Below are 20,491 nucleotides of genomic sequence, written 5' to 3'. Positions count from 1 at the left end.
GATGAACACGCCCGCCGCCATCACGACGACCGTCCACCGGGCTCCTCATCAGGCGGGAGGCCGGGCCGCCCGGGCGACGGCGACGGCCGCCACGGCGCAGACCACGGCCGGCACGATCAGCGCGTACGCCGCGCCGTGGTGTCCCTGATCGGGAACGCCGACGGTCACGAACGCGCCCGTCACGGCGACGCCGATCGTGGCGCCGCACTGCCTGGCCGCGTTCAACAGCCCACCGGCCACGCCTGCGGCGCCTTCGGGAGCCGCCGTCACGACCAGGGTGGCCAGGGCGGGCAGCGCGAACGACACACCGAAGCCGGTGGCCACCAGCCCGGCCAGCAGGAACGGGTAGGAGGCGCCCGCCCAGACGGCCGCGCCGAACGCGACGCCGCCGGCCGCGAGCAGGCCGAGCCCTGCCAGCACCGGCGGCCGCGGCCCGGACCTGGCGACGATCCTGCCGGTCAGCAGCGGATTGACGGCGAAGGGCAGCGTCATGGGCAGGAGCGCCGCCCCGATCCGTCCCGGCGTCAGGCCCAGCGCCTGCTGGAAGAGCAGCGGCAGCACGAACAACACCCCACTCATCGCGAAGTTGACCGCCGCCCCCGCCAGCAGCGCGCCGGGGACACCGGATGTCCGCAGCACGGCGGGCGCCAGGACCGGCGCGTGGCCGCGCCGCTCGCGTACGGCGAAGACGCAAGCCGCCACGGCCGTGGCGGCCGCCGACCAGGCGGCGTGGATGAAGGAGCGGGCGCCGAGCGCGATCAGCGTGTCGGTCAGCAGCGCCGCCGCCGCGCAGGCCAGGACCTGGGCGGCCCAGTCGATACGCCGGTCGCCGCGCGGGCAGCGTACGGCCGCTCCGGCCGTGAGCGCGAGGGTGGCGGCGGCGAGCGGGGCGTTGATCAGGAAGATCGCCCGCCAGCCGGCCAGGTCGGTCAGCGCCCCGCCGGTCACCGGACCGGCCACGAGTGCGGCGCCGCTGGTCGCCGCCCAGACGGCGACCGCCTTGGCCCGCTCGGCGGGCACCGGATACAACCGGGCGATCATCGCCATCGACGCCGGGACACAGCCCGCCGCGGCCAGGCCGAGCAGCGCCCGCAGGCCGACGAGCGCCCACAGCGACGGCGCGAACGCGCTCAGCAGGCTGCCGAGGCCGAAGGCGGCGACGGCCACCCGGAACACGCGGTGCGCGCCGTACCGGTCGGCCACCGACCCGGCCGTCAGCAAGGCGGCGCCGAACACGAGGGTGTAGCCGGTCACGGTCCACTGCAGCCCCGCCACGCCGGCGCCGGCGAACGACCGGGCGAGGTCGGGCTCGGCGACCGACAGGACGGTGGTGTCGAGCAGCACCATGAAATAACCGAGCGCGATCCCGGCCAGCGTTCGGGGCCGGGCGGGCGCCGCTGGGGGAGCGGCGGAAACAGTCGACGTCACAGGGATCTCCAGAAGGTAGACAACCTGGGGGTCACTGTGGCGTCGGCCGCCGTAGGGCTCCACCGTCCAAGCCGCAGGCGGCGTTCGGAATAACCGAACGCTCCCGGCCCGTTCGGTGCGGCATGGAACTGCGGCAGTTGCGCACCTTCGAGGCGGTTGTGGCACACCGGACAGTCACCGACGCCGCTGTCGCCCTGGATCTCGCGCCGTCGTCGGTGTCGGAGCAGATCAGGACGCTGGAGCGGGACCTCGGAGTCGCGCTGTTCGAGCGGGGTCCCCGGGGGATGCGCCCGACCGCGGCGGGCGAGCGCCTGCGCGGCTGGGCGCGCCGTCTGCTTGACCAGGCCGACCAGGCCCGGCGCGACGTCGCGGAGGCCCGCCCGGTGCTGCGGCTCGGCGCCCTGGAGACGATCGCGGCCGTGTACGTGCCCGCGGTCCTGGCCCGGCTGGCCGAGCGCCGTCCCGACCTCGTGGTGGAGGTGCGGTCGGACGGCGCCCGCGACCGTCTCCTGGACGCGGTCGCCGTCGCGGACCTCGACGCGGCGCTGCTGCTCGACACCGGTGATGATCTGGGCGGGCTCGGCTTCGGCGCGCCGGCCGCGCCGCTGGCCTTCCTCGACCTCGATCCCGTGCCGCTCGCGCTGGTCGCCGCGCCGGATCATCCGCTGGCCGCCGCGTCCCGGCTGCGCAAGGAGGACCTGTACGGCCAGCGGTTGCTGGTCAACGTGCCCGCCTGCTCGTTCTGGCTGGCGGGGGAGCGCCTGCTTGGCGACCGGGTGGAGCGGGTGCGGGCCGGCGGCGTGCCCGTCATGCGGGCGTGGGCCGAGCGCGGCCTCGGGATCACGCTGCTGCCGTGGTTCGCGGTCGCCGATCAGGTCGCCGCCGGCGCCCTCGCCCGGCTCGCGTTCGACGTCCCCGGCCTGAGCCTGCGCCTGGTGTGGAGGGCCGACCGCGAGGCCCTCCCCGGCATGCGCGAGATCCTGTACGCGAGCTCAGGTCAGCATGTTCTCGATCAGGTCGGCGGCGCGCAGGGTGCCGCCCTCGGCCTGCGCGGCGGCGCGCAACCGTGCCGAGCGGCGGGCGACCTCCGCGTCGGTGACCAGGTCGTCCAGAGCCGCCCGTAGCGTCTCGGCGGTGGCTTCCGCGGTGTCGATGCGGCGGGCCACGCCCAGTTCCACGAGCCGGTCGGCGTTCGTGAACTGTTCGGCGGCCTGGGGCACGGCGATCATCGGGACACCTGACAGCAGCCCTTCGCCGCAGCCGCCCATTCCGGCGTGCGTGATGAAGGCGTCCGCGTGGTTCAGGATCGCCCGCTGGGGGACCCAGGAGTGCACCTCGACGTTGGGCGGGATGTCGCCGAGGTCCCTCGGGTCGGTGTACTTGCCGATCTGGAGGACGACGTGCCAGCCGGGCAGGTTGCCGTAGGCGGCCAGGCACTGGCGGTAGAACTCCGGTTGACGGGTGTACGCCGAGCCGAGGGAGATCAGCAGCACGTTCTCCGCGCCCGCCGGGCGAATCCAGCCGCCCGCGTCCGCCGTCGCGTCGACGCAGGGCCCGACGAAGGTCACCGTGTCGGTGTCGACCCGGTCGGCGTGCGGCTGCATCGCTCGGGCGATGAGCGCCAGGGCACGCGGGGGACGGCCGGAGAAGGCGTCCACGTCGGTGGTGGACGCCCCGCAACCGGTGAGCCACTGGGCGAACTTCGCCCGGTAGGCGTCGGCGCCCGGCAGCCGGCGCAGGTGCGCCGCGACGTCCTGGTCGTAGCCGTCCCAGGCCACGAACGTTGGGGACAGCTGCATGAGAGGCCGGTCCTGCGATTCGGCGAGGGCGCGCGCAGCGTAGGCGCCGATGTCGTACAGGTACAGGTCCGCCGGGTCATGGTCGTAGGCGGCGCGCAACTGGGGGAGTGCCTGGATGGCATCGTCCAGGAAGAGGTCCATCGCTGCGATGGGGTCGTCCGGCCAGTCGTTGTCGGCGACCGGCAGCCGGGACGTGCACGGGACGAGTTCGGCGCCGGTGGCCGCGATCAGGTCGGCCACCGCCGGATCGTTGGCGTAGGTCACGCGGTGGCCCCTGGCCACCAGTTCGCGGATGATCGCGAGACCGGGCAGGACGTGGCTGACGGCGGGGACGCCGACCATCGCGATGTGGGCACGACGACGGGACATGCAAGCTCACTCATTTCAGGTCTACGGCGAAACGAAAACAGCAAGCCCGCGCGCCGGCCTCTCCGGTGAAGCCTCGGTCGTAGGCGACGCACACGGACATGCGAGAGGGAAACCGGGGGCGCTGCCCCGGCCTGTCAGCCGTAGATCTGGAAGAAGTGCATGCCCACGACCCTAGCCGCGCTCAGGCTTCCGGGCACCCCGATTTCCGCCGGCCCGCCACTACTGCGCCCGAGCGGCGGCGGGGCTGGACGGAACGGCCACCTCGCCGCCGCTCGGATACGTCTGTGCGTCAGCCCGTCGTCCAGCGGCGGAGTTTCTCGGGGTTGCGTACTACCCAGATGTGCGTGATCCGGTCACCCGCGACGTCGAACGCGAACACGGTCACGGTGACGCCGTCCTGCTGAGCCACCAGGCCGGGCTGACCATTGACCATACGCTCCAGGATCGTCATGTCGCCGGGCCTCCGGCGGGCGATCTCGACCCAGGCGTGCGCGATCTGCTCGCCGCCTTCGATGGGGTGCAGGAAGGTGGTGGCGAGGCCGCCGCCGTCGGCGATCGCCGTGGCGTCGGGGTCGAGCAGGCCGATGAGGGCGTCGATGTCCTTGGCTTCCCATGCCTGCTTGAAGTCCCTGACGACGCTGGCGCGCCGGGCTGCCGGGGTCGCGGAAGGCTGTGACGCCCGGATGCGGCGGCGGGCAGAGGAGGCCAGCTGGCGGCATGCGGCCGGGGTACGGCCCACGATCTCGGCCACCTCGGCGAAGGAGTGGCAGAAGACGTCGTGCAGGATGAACGCGACGCGCTCGGCCGGGGTCATCGAGTCGAGCACGACCAGGAAGGCCAGGTTGACCGACTCGTCCAGGGTGACCCTGTCTGCCGGGTCGACGGCGGTGCCGCCCGGCCGCCCGGTGCTCCGCTCCGTACGTTCGGGTAGCGGCTCGGGGATCCATTCGCCCACGTAGGTCTCTCGCCGGGCCCGGGCGGAGCTGAGCAGGTTGAGGCAGATGCGGCTGGCGACCGTCGTCAGCCAGGCGCCGGGGGATTTGATGGCCTCCTGCTGCTGCGGCGACATGGCGTACCAGCGGGCGTAGGTCTCTTGGACGGCGTCCTCGGCCTCGGCCAGGGAGCCAAGGAGCCGGTAGGCGATATTGATCAGCTGGTGCCGCTCACTCGTGATCGCGTCCAGGCCGGGATCGGGCCGGCCGTGCCCTGGCCGGGATTGGGTGGTCCGGGATTCGGTGGTCATGGTCCCGACGGCTCCCTTGGTCGCATCTGCCCTCACCAGTTCGACAAGAGATCGCGCCGGAATGTGAGGCCGGTGCCTCGCCTCACATTTCTGTGGGCTGTGTTGTCGAACCGCTGGAACGAACACATCATCCAGCGAACAGGAAACTCAGAGACATCATGACTACTTCAATGCTGGCACCATCGTTCGCCGACCCGGCGCCCGCGCAGCGTCTGGAGCGGGCGGCCGCTGCGCTGACCGCGCACGGGTTCGCCGTCGAGATCCTCGACGACGCCGCCGCGGCGCGTACCCGCGTCAAAGAGCTGATACCCGAGGGCGCCGCCGTGTTCACCGGGGCCAGCGAGACCCTCCGCCTGTCCGGCATCGATGAGGACCTCAACAGCAGCGGGCGATACGAGTCCGTCAAGGCACGCAGCAGGACCATGGACCGCGCCACCCAATTGGGCGAGATCTGGCGGATGATCGCCTGCCCCGACGTCGTCGTGGGCAGCGTCGCCGCGGTCACCGAGACCGGATCCCTCGTCGCCGCCTCGGCCAGCGGAGGCCAGCTGGCCGGCTACTCGGGCGCCGCGGCCCGCGCGATCTGGATCGTCGGGGCGCAGAAGGTGGTGCCCGACCTGGGCACCGCGCTGCGGCGCGTCGAAGACCACTGTCTTCCGCTGGAAAACGAGCGCGCCCTGAAGGCCTACGGGCAGCCCAGCGCCCTCAACCGCCTTCTCATCCTCAACGCGGAACCCCACCCCGGGCGCGGCACCGTCCTGCTGCTCCGCGAAGCCATCGGCTACTGAACCACCGGCGTTCCCGGTTGGGGAACCCCTGCGGAGCGGCCGAAGGGCCGGCACCGCTCACCTGTTCCCGGGTTCCTCAACCACGCCGAGCACCTGGCGATCTGCTCTCGCACGCCATGGATCTCACGGAGAGATCCAGGTCGGTCGGACGGCGCGGCGTCGCGATGATCCGGACGCGCCGCAGGTCAGACAGCAGGTGCGGGCCGGCGGCACGCCGAATCTGTCGGTGGCGCGACGTACGATTCTCGGGTGAGCAGCAAACCCGCCTGGGCACAGCACCTGCGCGATCTCGCGCTGCTGCGCCGAGTCCGTGACCGGATCGACCGGGAGTACGCCCAGCCGCTGGACGTCGAGGCGCTCGCGCGCGGCGTGAACATGTCCGCCGGGCACCTCAGCCGCCAGTTCCGGCTCGCCTACGGCGAGTCGCCCTACAGCTATCTGATGACGCGGCGGATCGAGCGCGCTATGGCGCTGCTGCGTCGTGGCGACATGAGCGTCACCGAGGTCTGTTTCGCGGTCGGCTGCTCGTCGCTGGGCACCTTCAGCACGCGTTTCACCGAGCTGGTCGGTGTGCCGCCCAGCACCTACCGGCGCCAGGCGGCGAGCGCGACGGCCGGAATGCCGCCCTGCGTGGCGAAACAGGTGACCCGGCCCGTCAGGAATCGAGAAGCACGCATCACCGAGCCGCAGCTAGCGTGACTGCCATGGACGTGACGATTCACTCGACCTTCCTGCCGCACGACGACCCCGACGCGGCCCTGGCCTTCTACCGCGACGTCCTCGGGTTCGAGGTCCGCAACGACGTCGGTTACGGCGGGATGCGCTGGATCGCGGTCGGCCCCGTCAACCAGCCCGGCACGTCCATCGTCCTGTACCCGCCCGGCGGCAACCCCGGCGTCACCGACGACGAGCGCCGCACCATCGCCGAGATGATGGCCAAGGGCACCTACGCCATGATCACCCTGGCGTCCGACGACCTCGACGGCCTCTTCGAGCGGCTGCAGGCCGGCGGCGCCGAGGTCGTGCAGGAGCCGATCGAGCAGCCGTACGGGGTTCGCGACTGCGCCTTCCGCGATCCCGCCGGCAACATGATCCGCATCAACGAACTGCGCTGAACCGGCCACGTCGCACCGCTGGTTCCTCGTTCCCCCGCGCCGGCGAAGAGAACCAGACGTACCGCTCGAAGCTGGTTGGATCGAGCCTGGCGACGCCGACGGAGACCGCGAAGGCAGCCCCGCCCGAACACATGGAGAACACGATAAGCATGGCCACGAGGACGGACGCGCAGTCCCCTGAGCTGCACGTCGCCGACACCCACGATCTGATTCGCGTGTACGGCGCGCGCGAGAACAACCTCAAGGACGTCAGCATCGAGATCCCGAAGCGCCGGCTGACGGTGTTCACCGGTGTCTCGGGCTCGGGCAAGAGCTCGCTGGTGTTCAGCACGATCGCCGCCGAATCGCAGCGGCTGATCAACGAGACCTATTCCGCGTTCGTGCAGGGCTTCATGCCGACGCTGGCACGGCCCGAGGTCGACGTGCTCGACGGGCTGACGACCGCGATCGTCGTCGACCAGGAGCGGATGGGCCCCAACCCCCGCTCCACGGTCGGCACCGTCACCGACGCCAACGCGATGCTGCGCATCCTGTTCAGCCGGCTCGGTCAGCCGCACATCGGCTCGCCCCAGGCGTTCTCCTTCAACGTCGCCTCGATCAGCGGCGCGGGCGCGGTCAAATTCGAGCGCGGCGGCAAGACCGTGAAGGAGCGGCGCGAGTTCAACGTCACCGGCGGCATGTGCCCGCGCTGCGAGGGCATGGGCCGGACCTCCGACATCGACCTGTCCCAGCTGTACGACGACTCCAAGTCGCTCAACGAGGGCGCGCTCACGATCCCCGGCTACAGCGTCGACGGCTGGTACGGCCGTATCTTCAGCGGCTGCGGTTTCTTCGACCCGGACAAGCCGATCCGCAAGTTCACCAAGAAGGAACTCCACGACCTGCTCTACAAGGAGCCGACCAAGATCAAGGTCGACAACATCAACCTCACCTACGAGGGTCTGATCCCGCGCATCCAGAAGTCGATGCTGTCCAAGGACAAGGAGGCGTTGCAGCCCCACGTCCGGGCGTTCGTGGAGCGGGCCGTCGCGTTCATGACCTGCCCCGAGTGCGGCGGCACCCGGCTCAGCGAGATCGCGCGGTCGTCCAAGATCGAGGGGATCAGCATCGCCGACGCCTGCGCGATGCAGATCAGCGACCTGGCCGACTGGGTCCGCGGCCTCGACGAGCCGTCGGTCGCGCCGCTGCTCACCACGTTGCGGCAGCTCCTCGACTCGTTCGTGGAGATCGGGCTGGGTTATCTGTCCCTTGACCGGGCGTCGGGCACGCTGTCCGGCGGCGAGGCGCAGCGCGTCAAGATGATCCGCCACCTCGGTTCCTCGCTCACCGACGTTACCTATGTCTTCGACGAGCCCACGACGGGCCTGCACCCTCACGACATCCAGCGGATGAACGATCTGCTGCTGCGGCTGCGGGACAAGGGCAACACGGTGCTGGTCGTGGAGCACAAGCCGGAGATGATCGCGATCGCCGACCACGTCGTCGACCTCGGCCCCGGCGCCGGCACGGCGGGCGGCGCGGTCTGCTTCGAGGGCACCGTCGAGGGGCTGCGGGCCAGCGGCACCATCACCGGCCGCCATTTCGACGACAGGGCCACGCTCAAGGAGACGGTGCGCAAGCCCACCGGCACGCTGGAGATCCGCGGCGCGGCGGCGAACAACCTGCGCGACGTCGACGTCGACATCCCGCTCGGGGTGCTCGTGGTGGTCACCGGAGTCGCCGGATCAGGCAAGAGCTCGCTCATCCACGGGTCGGTCCCCGCCGGCGCAGGCGTGGTGTCGGTCGACCAGGGCGGCATCCGCGGCTCGCGGCGCAGCAACCCGGCGACGTACACCGGACTGCTCGAACCGATCCGCAAGGCGTTCGCGAAGGCCAACGGCGTGAAGCCGGCGCTGTTCAGCGCCAACTCCGAGGGCGCCTGCCCCACCTGCAACGGCGCCGGCGTCATCTACACCGACCTGGCGATGATGGCCGGGGTCTCCACCACCTGCGAGGAGTGCGAGGGGAAGCGGTTCCAGGCGGCGGTGCTGGAGCACAAGCTCGGCGGGCGCGACATCAGCGAGGTGCTCGCGATGCCGGTGGCCGAGGCCCAGGAGTTCTTCGGCTCCGGCGAGGCGCGCACGCCCGCCGCGCGCGCCATCCTCGACCGGCTCGCCGACGTCGGGCTCGGCTACCTCACCCTCGGCCAGCCGCTCACCACGTTGTCCGGCGGCGAGCGGCAGCGGCTCAAGCTGGCCACCCACATGGCCGACAAGGGCGGCGTCTACGTCCTCGACGAGCCGACCGCCGGCCTCCACCTCGCCGACGTCGAGCAACTGCTCGGGCTGCTGGACCGGCTGGTCGACTCCGGCAAGTCGGTCATCGTGATCGAGCACCACCAGGCGGTCATGGCGCACGCCGACTGGATCATCGATCTGGGTCCCGGCGCCGGTCACGACGGCGGCCGGATCGTCTTCGAGGGCACGCCGGCCGACCTCGTCGCCGCCCGCTCCACCCTCACCGGCCAGCACCTCGCGGCCTACGTCGGCGCCTGACCCAGGCCGTTCAGGACGGCCGCGGCGGGCGTACAAGCGGGTGCGGCCGCCGCGGCCCCGGCAGATGGGGTTGGGTGTTTTGGGGGATAAGGGGGCCTGCGCATCAGGGGATAAGGTGCGTCGGTGGAGGAACTGAGTCGTCTGTTCCGCTCCGCCGCCGACCACGCGGCCGCGTACCGGAGCTCGTTGCCCGACCGGCCGGTCGGAGTGCCGGTCGACCAGCAGGCGTTGACCGACGCGTTCTCCGGCCCGTTGCCCTCGGCCCCTTCCCCGCCGGAGCAGGTCCTGGCGGACCTGCTCGCCGCGGCCGAGCCCGGCCTGGTCGCGAGCGCCGGCCCGCGATACTTCGGGTTCGTGGTCGGCGGCGCGACGCCGGCCGCGACCGCCGCCGACATCCTCGCCGCCGGTTGGGACCAGATCGCGACCAACGCCGTCACGTCGCCGGCGGCCATCGCGGCCGAGGCCGCCGCCGGCGCCTGGCTGAAGGAGCTGCTGGGGATCCCGCCGTCGGCGTCGGCCGGTTTCGTCACGGGCGGCCAAGCGGCCAACACCGTCGGCCTCGCCGCCGCCCGGCACCAGGTGCTGGCGGACGCGGGCTGGGACGTGGAACGGCGCGGGCTGCTCGGTGCGCCGCCGATCCGGGTGATCGCGGGGGAGGAGCGGCACGCGACCATCGACCGGTCGCTGCGTCTGCTCGGGCTCGGGACGGACGTGGTGGAGCCGGTGCCCGCCGGGCCGAACGGCGCCATCGACCTCGGGGCGCTGCGGGATGTGCTGAGAGCCGGCTCCCCGGGCCCCGCCATCGTGTGTCTCCAGGCCGGCAACGTGAACACCGGTGCCTGCGACCGGCTACGGGAGGCGTGCGAACTGGTTGGCCGGCATGGCGGGTGGGCCCATGTCGACGGGGCGTTCGGGCTGTGGGCCGCGGCGAGCCCCGCGACCCGGCATCTGGTGGACGGGCTGGAGCTGGCCGACTCCTGGGCCTGTGACGGCCACAAATGGCTGAATCTTCCGTACGACTCGGGCTTCGCGTTCTGCGCACGGCCCGGCGTGCACACGGCGGCGATGTCCTACGCCGCCCCTTACCTGACCGGATCGGGTGGCGCACCGGCGGGAGCCGATCTCACCGCCGAATCCTCTCGCCGGGCCCGCGGGTTCGCCGTGTGGGCCGGACTGCGGGAACTGGGCCGCGACGGGGTCGCGGCCCTGGTCTGCCGCTGCTGCGCGCTGGCCCGCCGGTTCGCCGAGGGCCTGACCGCGGCCGGGTTCGAGGTGGCCAACGAGGTGGTCCTCAACCAGGTGCTGGTGAGCTTCGGCGACGACGCGCGCACCGACCGGGTGGTGGCGGCGGTGCAGGCGGACGGCACCTGCTGGGCGGGCGGCACGACCTGGCGGGGGCGGCGGCTGATGCGGATCTCTGTGTCGAACGCCACCACCACCGAGGCGGACGTGGACCGATCCGTCGCCGCGATCACCCGTCTCGCCGCCTGACGTCGGAGCGGTGGCGGCGACGAGCAGTCGCCGCGCGTCGATCCCGGCTCATCGTGCCTGGGCTTTCCGGTGCTCCGCGGCCAGGTGAACGGTGCGGTCCACGCCGGTGCCGCGACGTCGCCGGACGACGTGGGCGCACGATCACGGACGGGCGTCGTCCTGCAGACGGCGCTCGCGCCTGCCGCGGGCGAGTTCGGTGCCCAGGGCATCCAGGCGCTGGTTCCAGAAGCGGCGGAAGTGGTCGAGCCAGGTGTCGACCTCGCGAAGCGGCGCGGGGTCGACGGCGTACAGGCGCCGGGTGCCCTCGGCCCGGACCGTCGCGAAGCCGCTTTCCCGCAGCACGCGCAGGTGCTGCGACACCCCGGGCTGGGAGATCCCGAACTCCTCCTGCACGATCGCGCCGATCTCCCCGGCGGAGCGCTCGCCCTCGGCGAGCAGTTCCAGGATCCGGCGGCGCACCGGATCGCCGAGGACGTCGAACGCGTGCATGCCGCCAGGCTCGCAGCTCACGCTTATGTAGGTCAATTTGGGAGGAGCCCGGACGCCCCGGCGGGGACGGCGAAGCGCGCCGGGATCACCGGCGCGCTTCGGGGCCGTCGTCCGTCAGGAGGAGGCGGTGGCGATGGCGGAGGTGTCCCCGGGATACATCGGGTAGCCGTACCCGGCCACCTGCGAGGTAGGACGGGTGCGGGCCTCGACGGCGCCGCCGTCGCCGGTGTTGCCCTCGATGGTCCGGATCGTGCCGTCGCCGTTGTCCTTGACGACGAACCCGACGTGCTGGACGTCGTCGATGTCCTTGCTGCCGTTCCAGTTGAAGAACACCACCGCGCCCGGCTTGGGCGTGTGGCCCCAGCGGCCGTGGTCGGCGAACCAGCGGGCATGCTCCACGGTGTAGGCGTCGGAGCCCATGACCGGCCCGATGCCGAGCTGCTGGCCCACCCACGAGACGAACATGTCGCACCAGGCCGCGTTGAGGTAGCCCTTGAGCGTGCCGCCGTCGCGGGCGAGGGTCTCGCGGGCGCGGGGCGTGGACATGTACCACTCCTGGAACTTGGTCCCGCCGCCGTTGGCGTTCTCGCTGATCCCGATCTGGCTCCTGGCCAGGGTCAGCACGTCGGCCGCGCTGACCTTGGGCAGCGTGGAGGCGATCTCGGACATGGACTTCACGGCCGCCGGACCCTTGCCGGTGGCCGGGTTGTCCGCGTGCGCGGCCGGCGACGCGATCAGCACCGCCGAGGCGAGGGCCCCGCTCGCGAGAGCAGCGCGAACACAGGTGTTGAGGACGTGCATGGTGGGGCGTACTCCCTTACTTCCATGCCGCCTACCGGGTTAGCTGACGGGTTCGGGCTGGAAGTCGCCCTACGGCACGCATGCCGATTCACCCCAGGAGAGGTGGGTCCCCGGCTCCGCGCGGACGCGGACTCGGCGGCCGGGCGGCAGGCCGGGATCGGCCGGCCGCGTCGGTCTGAGGAGGGCTTCTTGACCATTGAGATGAGCAAGTGCGCCCTGAGATGCCTAAAAGGTAATAGACCAGGTCAAACCGGTCAAGTTAGAACAACTCAGATTTTACTGGTCAGTAGGCGGCAAACCGGACGCAGACGGGTAGCGGGCATCGGCTGCAGGAAGATCCGGGCTCACCCAGGCAGGCGTACAGTCACCGCCAGGCCGCCCTCCGGCCGGGCGAGCGCCTCCACCTCGCCGCCGTGCGCCACGGCGATGGCCCGGACGATGGACAGGCCCAGCCCCGACCCCCGCGCGGAGCGCACGCGGTCGCCGCCGAGCCGTCGGAACGGCTCGAACAGGTCGTCCACCTCGTACGGCGGGACCAGGGGCCCGGTGTTCTCCACCGTCACGCTCACCCCGGTCTCCTCCTCCCGCAACCGGACCCAGACCTCCCCGTCCCGCACGTTGTACTTGATCGCGTTCTCCAGCAGGTTGATCAGGCAGCGTTCGAGGAACAGCGGGTCGCCGTGCGCGACCGCCGGGCGCAGGTCCTCGTGGACGGTCACCTTCCTGTGGCGCGGCTGCAGGTCGATCTGCTCCATCGCCGTACGGACGACCTGCCGCAGGTCGACCGGTTTGCGGGCCGTCAGCTCCTGCTCCGACTGCGCCAGCATGAGCAGGCCCTCGATCAGCCGCTCGTACCTCGCGTTGGTGCCGAGCAGCGCGCGGGCCAGCGCCTTGAGGTCCTCCGACGCCGCCGGCTCCTCCAGCGACACCTCCAGGACCGTACGGTTGACCGCCAGCGGGGTGCGCAGCTCGTGGGAGGCGTTGGCGATGAACCGGCGCTGAGCGTCGAACACCCGGTGCAGCCGGTCGAGCATCGCGTCGAAGGTGTCGGCGAGCCGCTTGACCTCGTCCTGCGGCCCGCGCAGCGCGATCCGCTCGTGCAGCGTGCTCTCCGACAGCCGCTGCGCGGTCTCGGTCACCCGGTCAAGCGGGCGCAGCGCGCGGTCGGCCACCAGGTAGCCCACCACCACCGCGACGGCCCCCACCAGAACCATGACGATCACCGACGACCTGAGCACGTCGCTCAGCACGTCGGCCGCCCCCTGCTCGACGTTCGTGCGCACCCGCTGCGCGAGCATGTCGCTGTCGGGCAGCCTGCCCCCCAGTACGGCATCGGGGACACCGGCCACCTTCGACGCCACCGCGACCACGAACCGCTGGTTGAGCGCCCGCGCGGTCAGCAGGTGGGTGAACCACAGCAGCACCGACCCCGCCAGGAAGAACAGCCCGCCGTACAGCAGGGTGAGCCGCATGCGCAGGCCGAGCCTGCTCCACGGGGACAGGACGCGGGTCACAGCCGGTACCCCCGGCCCGGCACGTTCTCGATCACTGCGGGCTCGCCGAGCTTGCGGCGCAGCGAGGTGATCGTGACGCGCAGCACGCCCGTGCCGGCGTCGGCGTGCTCGTCCCACACGTTCGCCCGCAGCCGGGCCGAGGTCACCAGCCCTCCGCCGGCCCGCATGAGCTCGTGCAGCACGTCGAACTCCTTGCGGCCCAGCGCCACCTGCCGCCCGTCGCGCACCACCGTACGGCGGGCGGGGTCGAGCCGGATCCCGGCCCGCTCCAGCACGGGCGGCACCGCCCGGGGCGAGCGCCGGGCCAGCGCCCGGATCCGGGCCACCAGCTCGGCGAACGCGAACGGCTTGACCAGGTAGTCGTCGGCGCCCAGGGACAGGCCCCCGACCCGGTCCCGCACCCGCCCGGCCGCCGTCAGCATGAGGATGCGGCTCGCCCCACTGGCCGTGACCAGTTCCCGGCACACCTCGTCGCCGTGCACCTCGGGCAGGTCGCGATCGAGCACGACCACGTCGTAGTCCACGTAGGCGGCCAGCTCAAGCGCCTCCTGACCGTCGTAGGCCACGTCCACCGCGATCGCGTGCAGCCGCAGCCCCCGCGCGACGGCCTCGGCCAGCTGTTCCTCGTCCTCGACCACGAGCACCCGCATCCCAACCTCCCGCTCGGCTCCGAGAGTGGCGCAGGCGGTGTTAGCCGCGGATAAGCAGACCTCGCTTATCCACGTTTAGCACCACCTCCGCTGGAGTTGGGCCCCGTCCCCGGCGAACGCCCTGGACGAGAAGGAGCGACAGAGGAGGAACGACCCATGCGCATACGACAACTGCGCGCGCTGTGCCCGGCACTGGGCCCGACACTGGGCCTCACATTGGGGCTCGCACTGGCACTGGCCGGCTGCGGCGCCGCCCCCGCGGACGACGGGATCGCCAGCGCGGGCGGCGCCGGATCGGGCACCGCGAGCGGCGCGGCGGCCAGGCCGTCGGCATCGGCCACCGTGGACCGTCAGGAGGCCCAGCTCAAGTTCGCCCAGTGCATGCGCGAGCACGGCGTGGACGTGCCCGACCCCGGTGCCGACGGCCGCGTCCGCATCATGGGCAAGAAGGGCGACGAGGCCGCGATGCAGAAGGCCATGCAGGCCTGCCAGCACTTCATGAAGGACGCGGTCGGCGACAAGCTCGGCGGCGACGACCCCGAGGCGCGCGACCGGATGGTCAAGTTCGCCCAGTGCATGCGCGACCACGGCATCGACATGGCAGACCCGGCCCCCGGACAGGGGATCCAGATCAAGCTCAAGCCGGGCCAGGAGAAGGCGATGGAAGAGGCGCAGAAGGCCTGCGAGGAGTTCGCGCCGGGGAGGAAGCCGTGAGGAAGGGCCTGGTGATCGCGGGCGCCGGCGTCCTCGCCCTGGCCGCCGCGGGAACGGCCGTCGCCGTGGCGGGCGGCGACGGCGCGGGCGCGGCCGAGCCGTCGCCGCCCCCGGTCCCCGCCACCGCGTCGATCACCCGCCAGGATCTGATCGACACCAAGACCGTGGAGGGGTCGCTGACCTACTCCGGCGAGCGTCAGGTGAGCACCGACGCCTCCGGCACCGTCACCTGGGCGCCCGCCGAGGGCGCGGTCGTCCGGCGCGGCCGCCCGCTGCTCAGGGTCGACCGCAGGCCGGTGGTCCTCATGTACGGATCGCTGCCGCTGTACCGCCCGCTGCGACAGGGCGTCGACGACGGTCCTGACGTCGAGCAGCTCGAACGCAACCTCAAGGTCCTCGGCTACGGCGACGACCTGACCGTGGACGACCACTTCAGCTACGCCACCTACCTTGCCGTCAAGGAGTGGCAGGACGACGCCGGGCTGTCCGAGACCGGGCAGGTGGACGCCTCCCAGGTGGTCTTCCTGCCCGGCGCCGCCCGGGTGACCGACGCCAAGGTCGAGGTCGGCGACAGGACCACCCCCGGACGTCCGGCCCTCACCGTGTCGGGCGTACGGCGGCTGGTGCACGTGGACCTGTCCACCGACGACCAGTCGCTGGCCAGGAAGGGCGCCAAGGTCACGGTGGAACTGCCCGGCGGCGAGCGGGTCACCGGGAAGATCACCGCGGTCGGCACGGTGGCCGAGGCCGTCCCGTCCGGGCAGGGCCAGGACGAGGGCAGCACCATCGACGTCGACATCACCCTGCGCAAGACCCCGAAGACCCGCCTCGACAAGGCGCCGGTCGAGGTGGAGCTGGTCAGCGAGCGGCGCGAGAACGTGCTGGCCGTGCCGGTGGAGGCGCTGCTGGCCCTGCGCGAGGGCGGCTTCGGCGTCGAGGTGGTCGAGGGCGGGTCCACCCGCGTGGTCCCGGTCGAGCTCGGCGCCTTCGGCAGCGGCATGGTCGAGATCACCGGCGCCGGGCTCGCCGAGGGCATGAAGGTCGGGGTGCCCGCCACATGAGCATCCCGCAGCCCGAGCAGCCCTACGTGGTGGAGCTGCGCGAGGTGACCAAGATGTACGGCGGCGGCGTGCATGCCCTGCGCGGGGTGGACCTGCTGGTCGAACGGGGCGAACTGGTCGCCATCGCCGGGCCGTCCGGCTCCGGGAAGTCGACCCTGCTGCACCTCATCGGGACCCTCGACCGGCCCACCACGGGCACCGTACGGATCGCGGGGCACGACGTGGCCGGGCTTTCCGACCGCGAGCTGTCCGCGCTGCGCGCCCGCCATCTGGGCTTCGTCTTCCAGCAGTTCCACCTCGCGCCCGGGGTGAGCGCCTTGGACAACGTCGCCGACGGCCTGCTCTACACCGGCACGCCGCTGCGGGCGCGGCGAGAACGCGCCGCCGCCGCACTGGAGCGGGTGGGCCTCGGCCACCGGCTGGGCCACCGCCCCAACCAGTTGTCCGGCGGCGAGCAGCAGCGGGTGGCGGTGGCCCGCGCCGTGGCGGGCGACCCGCCGCTGCTGCTGGCCGACGAGCCGACCGGCAACCTGGACTCCGCGGCGGGCGCCGAGGTGCTGGGGGTCCTGCGCGACCTGCACGCCGCCGGCACCACGATCGCGGTCATCACCCACGACCCGGAGATCGCCGAATGGTGCCCCAGGCAGGTGCGCGTACGCGACGGCCGCGTCGTCGCCGACGCCGGGGCGGGCACCGGACGCCGCCCTCCCGGACCCAATCCGAAGCGCACCCCTGAGACGGCGTCGAACGCCGAAACGGCGGGGGCGGCGAAGGGAGCACCACGATGACCCGTCAGCGGCCGGCCCCCGTCAGGCTCGGGCCGTCCGACGTCCTGCGGACCGGCGCGGCCGGGCTGCGCACCCGCCCCGCGCGGGTGGTCCTGTCCGCGCTCGGCATCGCCATCGGCATCGCCACCATGATCGCGGTGCTGGGCATCTCGTCCTCCTCCCGCGAGCAGTTGCTGCGCCAGCTCGACCGGCTCGGCACCAACCTGCTCACCGTCGCGCCGGGGCAGACGATGTTCGGGGAGGAGGCCAAGCTGCCCGTGGAGGCGCTCGGCATGGTCAGGCGCATCGGGCCGGTCCGCACGGCCTCGGCCACCGGCACGGTCGACACCACGATCCGGCGCACCGACCGCATCCCCAAGGCCGTGACCGGCGGCATCGCCGTCCAGGCCGCGACCGCCGACCTGCTCACCACCCTGGAGGGCCGGGTGGTCAAGGGCGCCTGGCTGAACGCCGCCACCGAGGCGCGGCCCGCCGTCGTGCTGGGCGCCAAGGCCGCCGAACGGCTCGGCATCTCCAGGATCGGCGTACAGGTCTGGATGGGCGAACGGTGGTTCACCGTCGTCGGCGTCCTCGGCCCGATGCCGCTCGCTCCGGAGATCGAGCGCTCGGCGCTCGTCGGGTTCCCGGCAGCCGAGAAGTACCTGGGCTTCGACGGCCACCCGACGACCGTCTACGAGCGGTCCGCCGAGGAGTCGGTGGAGGCCGTACGGGCCGTGCTGCCGCGCACGGTCAACCCGGAGAACCCGGAGGAGGTCACGGTCAGCAGGCCCTCAGACGCGCTGGCGGCCCGGGCGGCGGCCGCCAGCGCGTTCACCAACCTGCTGCTCGGGCTCGGCGCGGTCGCGCTGCTGGTCGGCGGGGTCGGCGTGGCCAACACGATGGTGATCTCGGTGCTGGAGCGGCGCAAGGAGATCGGCCTGCGCCGCTCGCTGGGCGCCACCCGAGGGCAGGTGCGCCTGCAGTTCCTCACCGAGTCGCTGCTGCTGTCGGCGCTCGGCGGGATCGCGGGCGCGGCGCTGGGCGGCCTGGCCACCGCCGGCTACGCGCTGTCGCGCGGCTGGCCGCCGGTGGTCCCGGCCTGGGCGTTCGCCGGCGCCATAGGCGCGACGCTCGTCATCGGCACCCTCGCCGGCCTCTATCCGGCGATGCGCGCGGCCCGCCTGTCGCCGACGGTCGCGCTGGCCACCACCTGACGGGTCACCTCCAGCCGGCCGGATCGACGCCGCCCGGCACCGGGGCCGCCGGGTCGTACGGCTCACGCGTGAAGATGAACGTGTTGAGGTCGAGGTGGGTCACCCCGCCGGGGGAGCGGACCACCCGCAGGGTCTCCCCGGCGTAGTAGCCGTCGAGGCCCACCCAGGTGCCGTCGGTGCGGGCGGCGAACCGGGAGGCGCGGCCCTGCCCGTTGACCGGGGCCAGCGAGAGGCCCCGCTGCGGCAGGACCCGGAGCACGTACGGCGTCGGCCCCCAGTACCACGGCCCGGTCAGCGCCAGCAGGTCCTCGTCCACCGGGGAGGGCGACCATTCGGCCGGCAGCGGCGGCTCGTGCTCGGCCAGGATGTCCAGCAGGGCGGTGTCGAGGTTGCGCACCCCCGAGGTGGCGTTGGCCATCCACAGCACCGCCACGCCGTCGGCGGGGTCGGCCCACACCGTGGAGAGGAAGCCGGGCATCGACCCGCCGTGGCCGGCCAGCCGCCGCGGGCCGCCGGGCCCGATGTGCCGGGCCAGCTGGATGCCGAGCCCGTAGCCGCGGATCCACACGTCGCCGTCATCCACGACGGCCGGCTCGCGCATCTCGGCGACCGTGGCCGGGCGCAGCACCTCTCTGGTGTCGCCGCCGATGAAGGCCGCCCAGCGGGCCAGGTCGGCGGCCGTGGACCACATCTGCCCGGCGGGGGCCATGGCGCCGTGGTCGTTTTCCGGCTCGGGCAGCAGGACGTCGGCCCAGGGATGCACGGCATATCCGGTGGCGTACGGCGCACGGGGGCGCGGGGTGGTGTCGCGCATGCCGAGCGGCTCCAGGACCTCCTCGCGTACGACCTCGTCCCACGGCGCCGACCGCTTGCGCGCGACCAGCTCGCCGAGCAGGGCGAACCCGACGTTGGAGTAGTGGAAGCGGCGGCCGGGCCGGTGCCGGGCGGACTCGGGGCCGAGCGCGGCGATCAGGTCGCCCACCGGCACACCCGGGGTGCGCTCCCACCACTGGCCGGGCGATTCGGCGGTCAGCCCGCCGCTGTGCGACAGCAGCTGAGCGACCGTGACATCGCCCAGCGGGGTGCCGGGCACGTGCTTGTCCAGGGGGTCGAGCAGGTCGAGCCGGCCCTCGTCGCGCAGCCGCATGACGACGGTCGCCACGAGGGTCTTGGTGATGGACCCGATGCGGTACTGGGTGTCCCGGGTGGGCGGCTCCCCGCCGACCCGGCCGCGCGCCCCGAACCAGGCGATCTCGCCGTCCCGCACGATCGCCGCCACCACCGACGGCACCCGTGCCTCCGCCTGCTCGGCCGCCAGCCTGCGCAGCAGTGCGCGGGCCGTCCCCTCCAGCACCATTCCGGTCGTCCCCTTTCCGTGATCCGCACCAGGCTAGCGCCCCGCCGTCCACGCGGCCCGGGAGTCGGCCCAGGCCGCGCTCGGTCCCGGCAACGGCGCTGCCGGGGAACGGGCTCTCATCCGCTCAGCCATCCGTCGATCTCGGCGCCGATCCGCGCTTTCAACTCGGCAGGTGCGAAGCTGCCCTCGACCGAGGCACGGGCCAGGTTCGCCAGTTCCGCATCGCTGCATCCGAAGATCTCCCTGGCGCGCTGGTACTCCGCCGCCAGCGACGTCTCCCCGTCAGTGTTCACGGTAACCGTCAGACCGGCCTCGATCAGGCGCGGCAGCGGGTGATCCGCCAGTGACGGGACCAGCCCGAGCAGGACGTTCGAGGAGGGGCAGACCTCCAGCGGCACTCGGCGTCTGCGCAGTTCGGCCACCAGGTCCGGATCCTCCAGCACGCGGATGCCATGGCCGATCCGCTCCGCGTGCCCCACCGTCAAGGCCTCCCAGACGCTGGCCGGGCCTGCCGTCTCCCCGGCGTGATGCACCAGGTGCAGCCCAGCCTCGCGGGCGGGCCGGAACACCTCGGCGAACGGCGCCGCCGGGTAGGCCTCGTCTCCCGCCAGGCCGATGGCGATCACCTGGGGGTGCCGGGTGGCCAGCTTGAGGCTGTGCCACAGCCGCTCGACGGGACGACGGCGGGAGTGGTCCAGGATCACCCGAGTCTGGATGCCGTACCGCTCCGCGCCCGCGGCGAGTCCCTCCAGCACGGCCTCCAGCGGCATGTCCGGATCGCCGAGACGCTCGCCGTGCGCCGCCGCGGTGAAGGTGACCTCCGCGTAGCGAACGCCCTGGGCGGCCTCGTCCTCGCAGAACTCCTCGGCGATACGACGGAAGTGCTCATGGTCGCGCAGCAGCCCGCGTACTACGGCCCGTTGGTCGGCGAACTCCCTGAAATCGGTGAACGGCCGGTCCTGGACCGGCGGCTCGCCTCCCAGCTCGCGGATCGTAGCGGGACGGACGGTACTTTCCAGGTGGGTGTGCAGATGAGCCTTGGGCAACAGGCGGAGGTCTCTCACGGCAGAACCCTAGGCAATCGGCGTCCGCAGTACGGACATGATTTCGACGTGCGGCAACGGCGTCCGGACGGCGGCGGCGCTGAAGATTTCCAA

18 protein-coding genes, 1 pseudogene and 1 riboswitch are annotated in these 20,491 nt (G+C 72.4%); of the genes and pseudogenes, 10 read left to right on the top strand and 9 right to left on the bottom strand.

The window, feature by feature from the left end:
- Window positions 1-48: 48 nt before the first annotated feature.
- Window positions 49-1,428 carry an MFS transporter gene (locus FLW16_RS10315; RefSeq protein WP_260615139.1) on the bottom strand — a complete coding sequence of 460 codons (1,380 nt, stop codon included), beginning with the start codon at window positions 1,426-1,428 and terminating at the stop codon, window positions 49-51.
- A 122-nt stretch (window positions 1,429-1,550) separates the two neighbouring features.
- Here FLW16_RS10315 and FLW16_RS10310 point away from each other — a divergent pair.
- Window positions 1,551-2,393 (top strand): annotated as a pseudogene (locus FLW16_RS10310) (LysR family transcriptional regulator); the annotation flags it as partial.
- Between the two features lie 27 nt (window positions 2,394-2,420).
- Here the strand turns inward: FLW16_RS10310 and FLW16_RS10305 are convergent.
- Together FLW16_RS10305 and sigJ are read right to left on the bottom strand one after the other, a co-directional pair.
- On the bottom strand, window positions 2,421-3,596 hold the full coding sequence (locus FLW16_RS10305; RefSeq protein ID WP_260615138.1) for a macrolide family glycosyltransferase: 1,176 nt from the start codon (window positions 3,594-3,596) through the stop codon (window positions 2,421-2,423).
- A 289-nt stretch (window positions 3,597-3,885) separates the two neighbouring features.
- Window positions 3,886-4,839, bottom strand: a complete 954-nt coding sequence (gene sigJ, locus FLW16_RS10300) for an RNA polymerase sigma factor SigJ (RefSeq protein WP_142559758.1) — start codon at window positions 4,837-4,839, stop codon at window positions 3,886-3,888.
- 170 nt (window positions 4,840-5,009) lie between these two features.
- On the opposite strand from sigJ, the gene FLW16_RS10295 reads away from it, so the two are divergent.
- The 5 genes from FLW16_RS10295 (at window position 5,010) to FLW16_RS10275 (ending at window position 10,767) form a co-directional block, all read left to right on the top strand.
- Complete coding sequence (locus FLW16_RS10295) at window positions 5,010-5,627, top strand: lactate utilization protein (protein ID WP_260615137.1); 618 nt, start codon at window positions 5,010-5,012, stop codon at window positions 5,625-5,627.
- 249 nt (window positions 5,628-5,876) lie between these two features.
- Window positions 5,877-6,326 carry a helix-turn-helix transcriptional regulator gene (locus FLW16_RS10290; RefSeq protein ID WP_142559756.1) on the top strand — a complete coding sequence of 150 codons (450 nt, stop codon included), beginning with the start codon at window positions 5,877-5,879 and terminating at the stop codon, window positions 6,324-6,326.
- Window positions 6,327-6,331: 5 nt separating this feature from the next.
- Complete coding sequence (locus FLW16_RS10285; RefSeq protein ID WP_142559755.1) at window positions 6,332-6,742, top strand: VOC family protein; 411 nt, start codon at window positions 6,332-6,334, stop codon at window positions 6,740-6,742.
- A gap of 149 nt (window positions 6,743-6,891) precedes the next feature.
- Complete coding sequence (locus FLW16_RS10280; protein WP_221890986.1) at window positions 6,892-9,276, top strand: excinuclease ABC subunit UvrA; 2,385 nt, start codon at window positions 6,892-6,894, stop codon at window positions 9,274-9,276.
- A gap of 123 nt (window positions 9,277-9,399) precedes the next feature.
- Window positions 9,400-10,767, top strand: coding sequence for a pyridoxal-dependent decarboxylase (locus FLW16_RS10275; RefSeq protein WP_142559754.1), 1,368 nt, complete (start codon window positions 9,400-9,402; stop codon window positions 10,765-10,767).
- 141 nt (window positions 10,768-10,908) lie between these two features.
- On the opposite strand, the gene FLW16_RS10270 is transcribed toward FLW16_RS10275, so the two are convergent.
- The 4 genes from FLW16_RS10270 to FLW16_RS10255 form a co-directional block, all read right to left on the bottom strand.
- A complete protein-coding gene (locus tag FLW16_RS10270; RefSeq protein WP_142559753.1) occupies window positions 10,909-11,256 on the bottom strand; it encodes a helix-turn-helix transcriptional regulator in 348 nt (115 codons plus the stop codon).
- 114 nt (window positions 11,257-11,370) lie between these two features.
- Window positions 11,371-12,057 (bottom strand): CHAP domain-containing protein, encoded by a 687-nt coding sequence (locus FLW16_RS10265; protein ID WP_142559752.1) that lies wholly within the window; start codon window positions 12,055-12,057, stop codon window positions 11,371-11,373.
- Between the two features lie 14 nt (window positions 12,058-12,071).
- A riboswitch (cyclic di-AMP (ydaO/yuaA leader) is annotated at window positions 12,072-12,205 on the bottom strand.
- A 196-nt stretch (window positions 12,206-12,401) separates the two neighbouring features.
- Entirely contained in the window at window positions 12,402-13,571 is a 1,170-nt protein-coding gene (locus FLW16_RS10260) for a cell wall metabolism sensor histidine kinase WalK (protein WP_260615136.1), read from the bottom strand.
- On the bottom strand, window positions 13,568-14,221 hold the full coding sequence (locus tag FLW16_RS10255) for a response regulator transcription factor (RefSeq protein ID WP_142559751.1): 654 nt from the start codon (window positions 14,219-14,221) through the stop codon (window positions 13,568-13,570). The genes FLW16_RS10260 and FLW16_RS10255 overlap by 4 nt, the downstream gene beginning before the upstream one ends.
- Window positions 14,222-14,377: 156 nt before the next feature.
- Between FLW16_RS10255 and FLW16_RS10250 the strand changes: the two genes are divergently transcribed.
- Genes FLW16_RS10250 through FLW16_RS10235 form a run of 4 tightly spaced genes read left to right on the top strand, consistent with a single transcriptional unit; the run spans window position 14,378 to window position 17,977 of the window.
- The gene (locus FLW16_RS10250; RefSeq protein WP_142559750.1) at window positions 14,378-14,935 is read left to right on the top strand and encodes a hypothetical protein; all 558 of its coding nucleotides are present in this window, start codon (window positions 14,378-14,380) and stop codon (window positions 14,933-14,935) included.
- Window positions 14,932-15,996: an efflux RND transporter periplasmic adaptor subunit gene (locus FLW16_RS10245; protein WP_260615135.1), complete on the top strand. Its 1,065-nt coding sequence runs from the start codon at window positions 14,932-14,934 to the stop codon at window positions 15,994-15,996. Before FLW16_RS10250 ends, FLW16_RS10245 begins: the two co-directional genes overlap by 4 nt.
- Window positions 15,993-16,784: an ABC transporter ATP-binding protein gene (locus FLW16_RS10240; RefSeq protein WP_185949346.1), complete on the top strand. Its 792-nt coding sequence runs from the start codon at window positions 15,993-15,995 to the stop codon at window positions 16,782-16,784. The genes FLW16_RS10245 and FLW16_RS10240 overlap by 4 nt, the downstream gene beginning before the upstream one ends.
- The gene (locus tag FLW16_RS10235) at window positions 16,781-17,977 is read left to right on the top strand and encodes an ABC transporter permease (RefSeq protein ID WP_142559749.1); all 1,197 of its coding nucleotides are present in this window, start codon (window positions 16,781-16,783) and stop codon (window positions 17,975-17,977) included. The genes FLW16_RS10240 and FLW16_RS10235 overlap by 4 nt, the downstream gene beginning before the upstream one ends.
- A gap of 4 nt (window positions 17,978-17,981) precedes the next feature.
- Here the strand turns inward: FLW16_RS10235 and FLW16_RS10230 are convergent, their stop codons facing one another.
- Both FLW16_RS10230 and add read right to left on the bottom strand, forming a co-directional pair.
- Entirely contained in the window at window positions 17,982-19,334 is a 1,353-nt protein-coding gene (locus tag FLW16_RS10230; RefSeq protein WP_142559748.1) for a serine hydrolase, read from the bottom strand.
- A gap of 116 nt (window positions 19,335-19,450) precedes the next feature.
- On the bottom strand, window positions 19,451-20,398 hold the full coding sequence (gene add / locus FLW16_RS10225) for an adenosine deaminase (protein ID WP_185949345.1): 948 nt from the start codon (window positions 20,396-20,398) through the stop codon (window positions 19,451-19,453).
- Between the last annotated feature and the right edge of the window lie 93 nt (window positions 20,399-20,491).

Origin of the sequence: Microbispora sp. KK1-11, from assembly GCF_006874435.1 — a bacterium.
Lineage (GTDB): Bacteria > Actinomycetota > Actinomycetes > Streptosporangiales > Streptosporangiaceae > Microbispora > Microbispora catharanthi.
This window is presented reverse-complemented; position numbering and strand designations above follow the sequence as displayed.

Bases quoted from the DNA above. Each gene is read 5' to 3' on its own strand.
- FLW16_RS10240 (WP_185949346.1), top strand. From the start codon at position 15,993: ATGAGCATCCCGCAGCCCGAGCAGCCCTACGTGGTGGAGCTGCGCGAG.
- FLW16_RS10305 (WP_260615138.1), bottom strand. From the start codon at position 3,596: ATGTCCCGTCGTCGTGCCCACATCGCGATGGTCGGCGTCCCCGCCGTC.
- FLW16_RS10265 (WP_142559752.1), bottom strand. From the start codon at position 12,057: ATGCACGTCCTCAACACCTGTGTTCGCGCTGCTCTCGCGAGCGGGGCC.
- FLW16_RS10235 (WP_142559749.1), top strand. From the start codon at position 16,781: ATGACCCGTCAGCGGCCGGCCCCCGTCAGGCTCGGGCCGTCCGACGTC.
- FLW16_RS10250 (WP_142559750.1), top strand. From the start codon at position 14,378: ATGCGCATACGACAACTGCGCGCGCTGTGCCCGGCACTGGGCCCGACA.
- FLW16_RS10230 (WP_142559748.1), bottom strand. From the start codon at position 19,334: ATGGTGCTGGAGGGGACGGCCCGCGCACTGCTGCGCAGGCTGGCGGCC.
- FLW16_RS10255 (WP_142559751.1), bottom strand. From the start codon at position 14,221: ATGCGGGTGCTCGTGGTCGAGGACGAGGAACAGCTGGCCGAGGCCGTC.
- FLW16_RS10285 (WP_142559755.1), top strand. From the start codon at position 6,332: ATGGACGTGACGATTCACTCGACCTTCCTGCCGCACGACGACCCCGAC.
- sigJ (WP_142559758.1), bottom strand. From the start codon at position 4,839: ATGACCACCGAATCCCGGACCACCCAATCCCGGCCAGGGCACGGCCGG.
- FLW16_RS10270 (WP_142559753.1), bottom strand. From the start codon at position 11,256: ATGCACGCGTTCGACGTCCTCGGCGATCCGGTGCGCCGCCGGATCCTG.
- FLW16_RS10280 (WP_221890986.1), top strand. From the start codon at position 6,892: ATGGCCACGAGGACGGACGCGCAGTCCCCTGAGCTGCACGTCGCCGAC.
- FLW16_RS10295 (WP_260615137.1), top strand. From the start codon at position 5,010: ATGCTGGCACCATCGTTCGCCGACCCGGCGCCCGCGCAGCGTCTGGAG.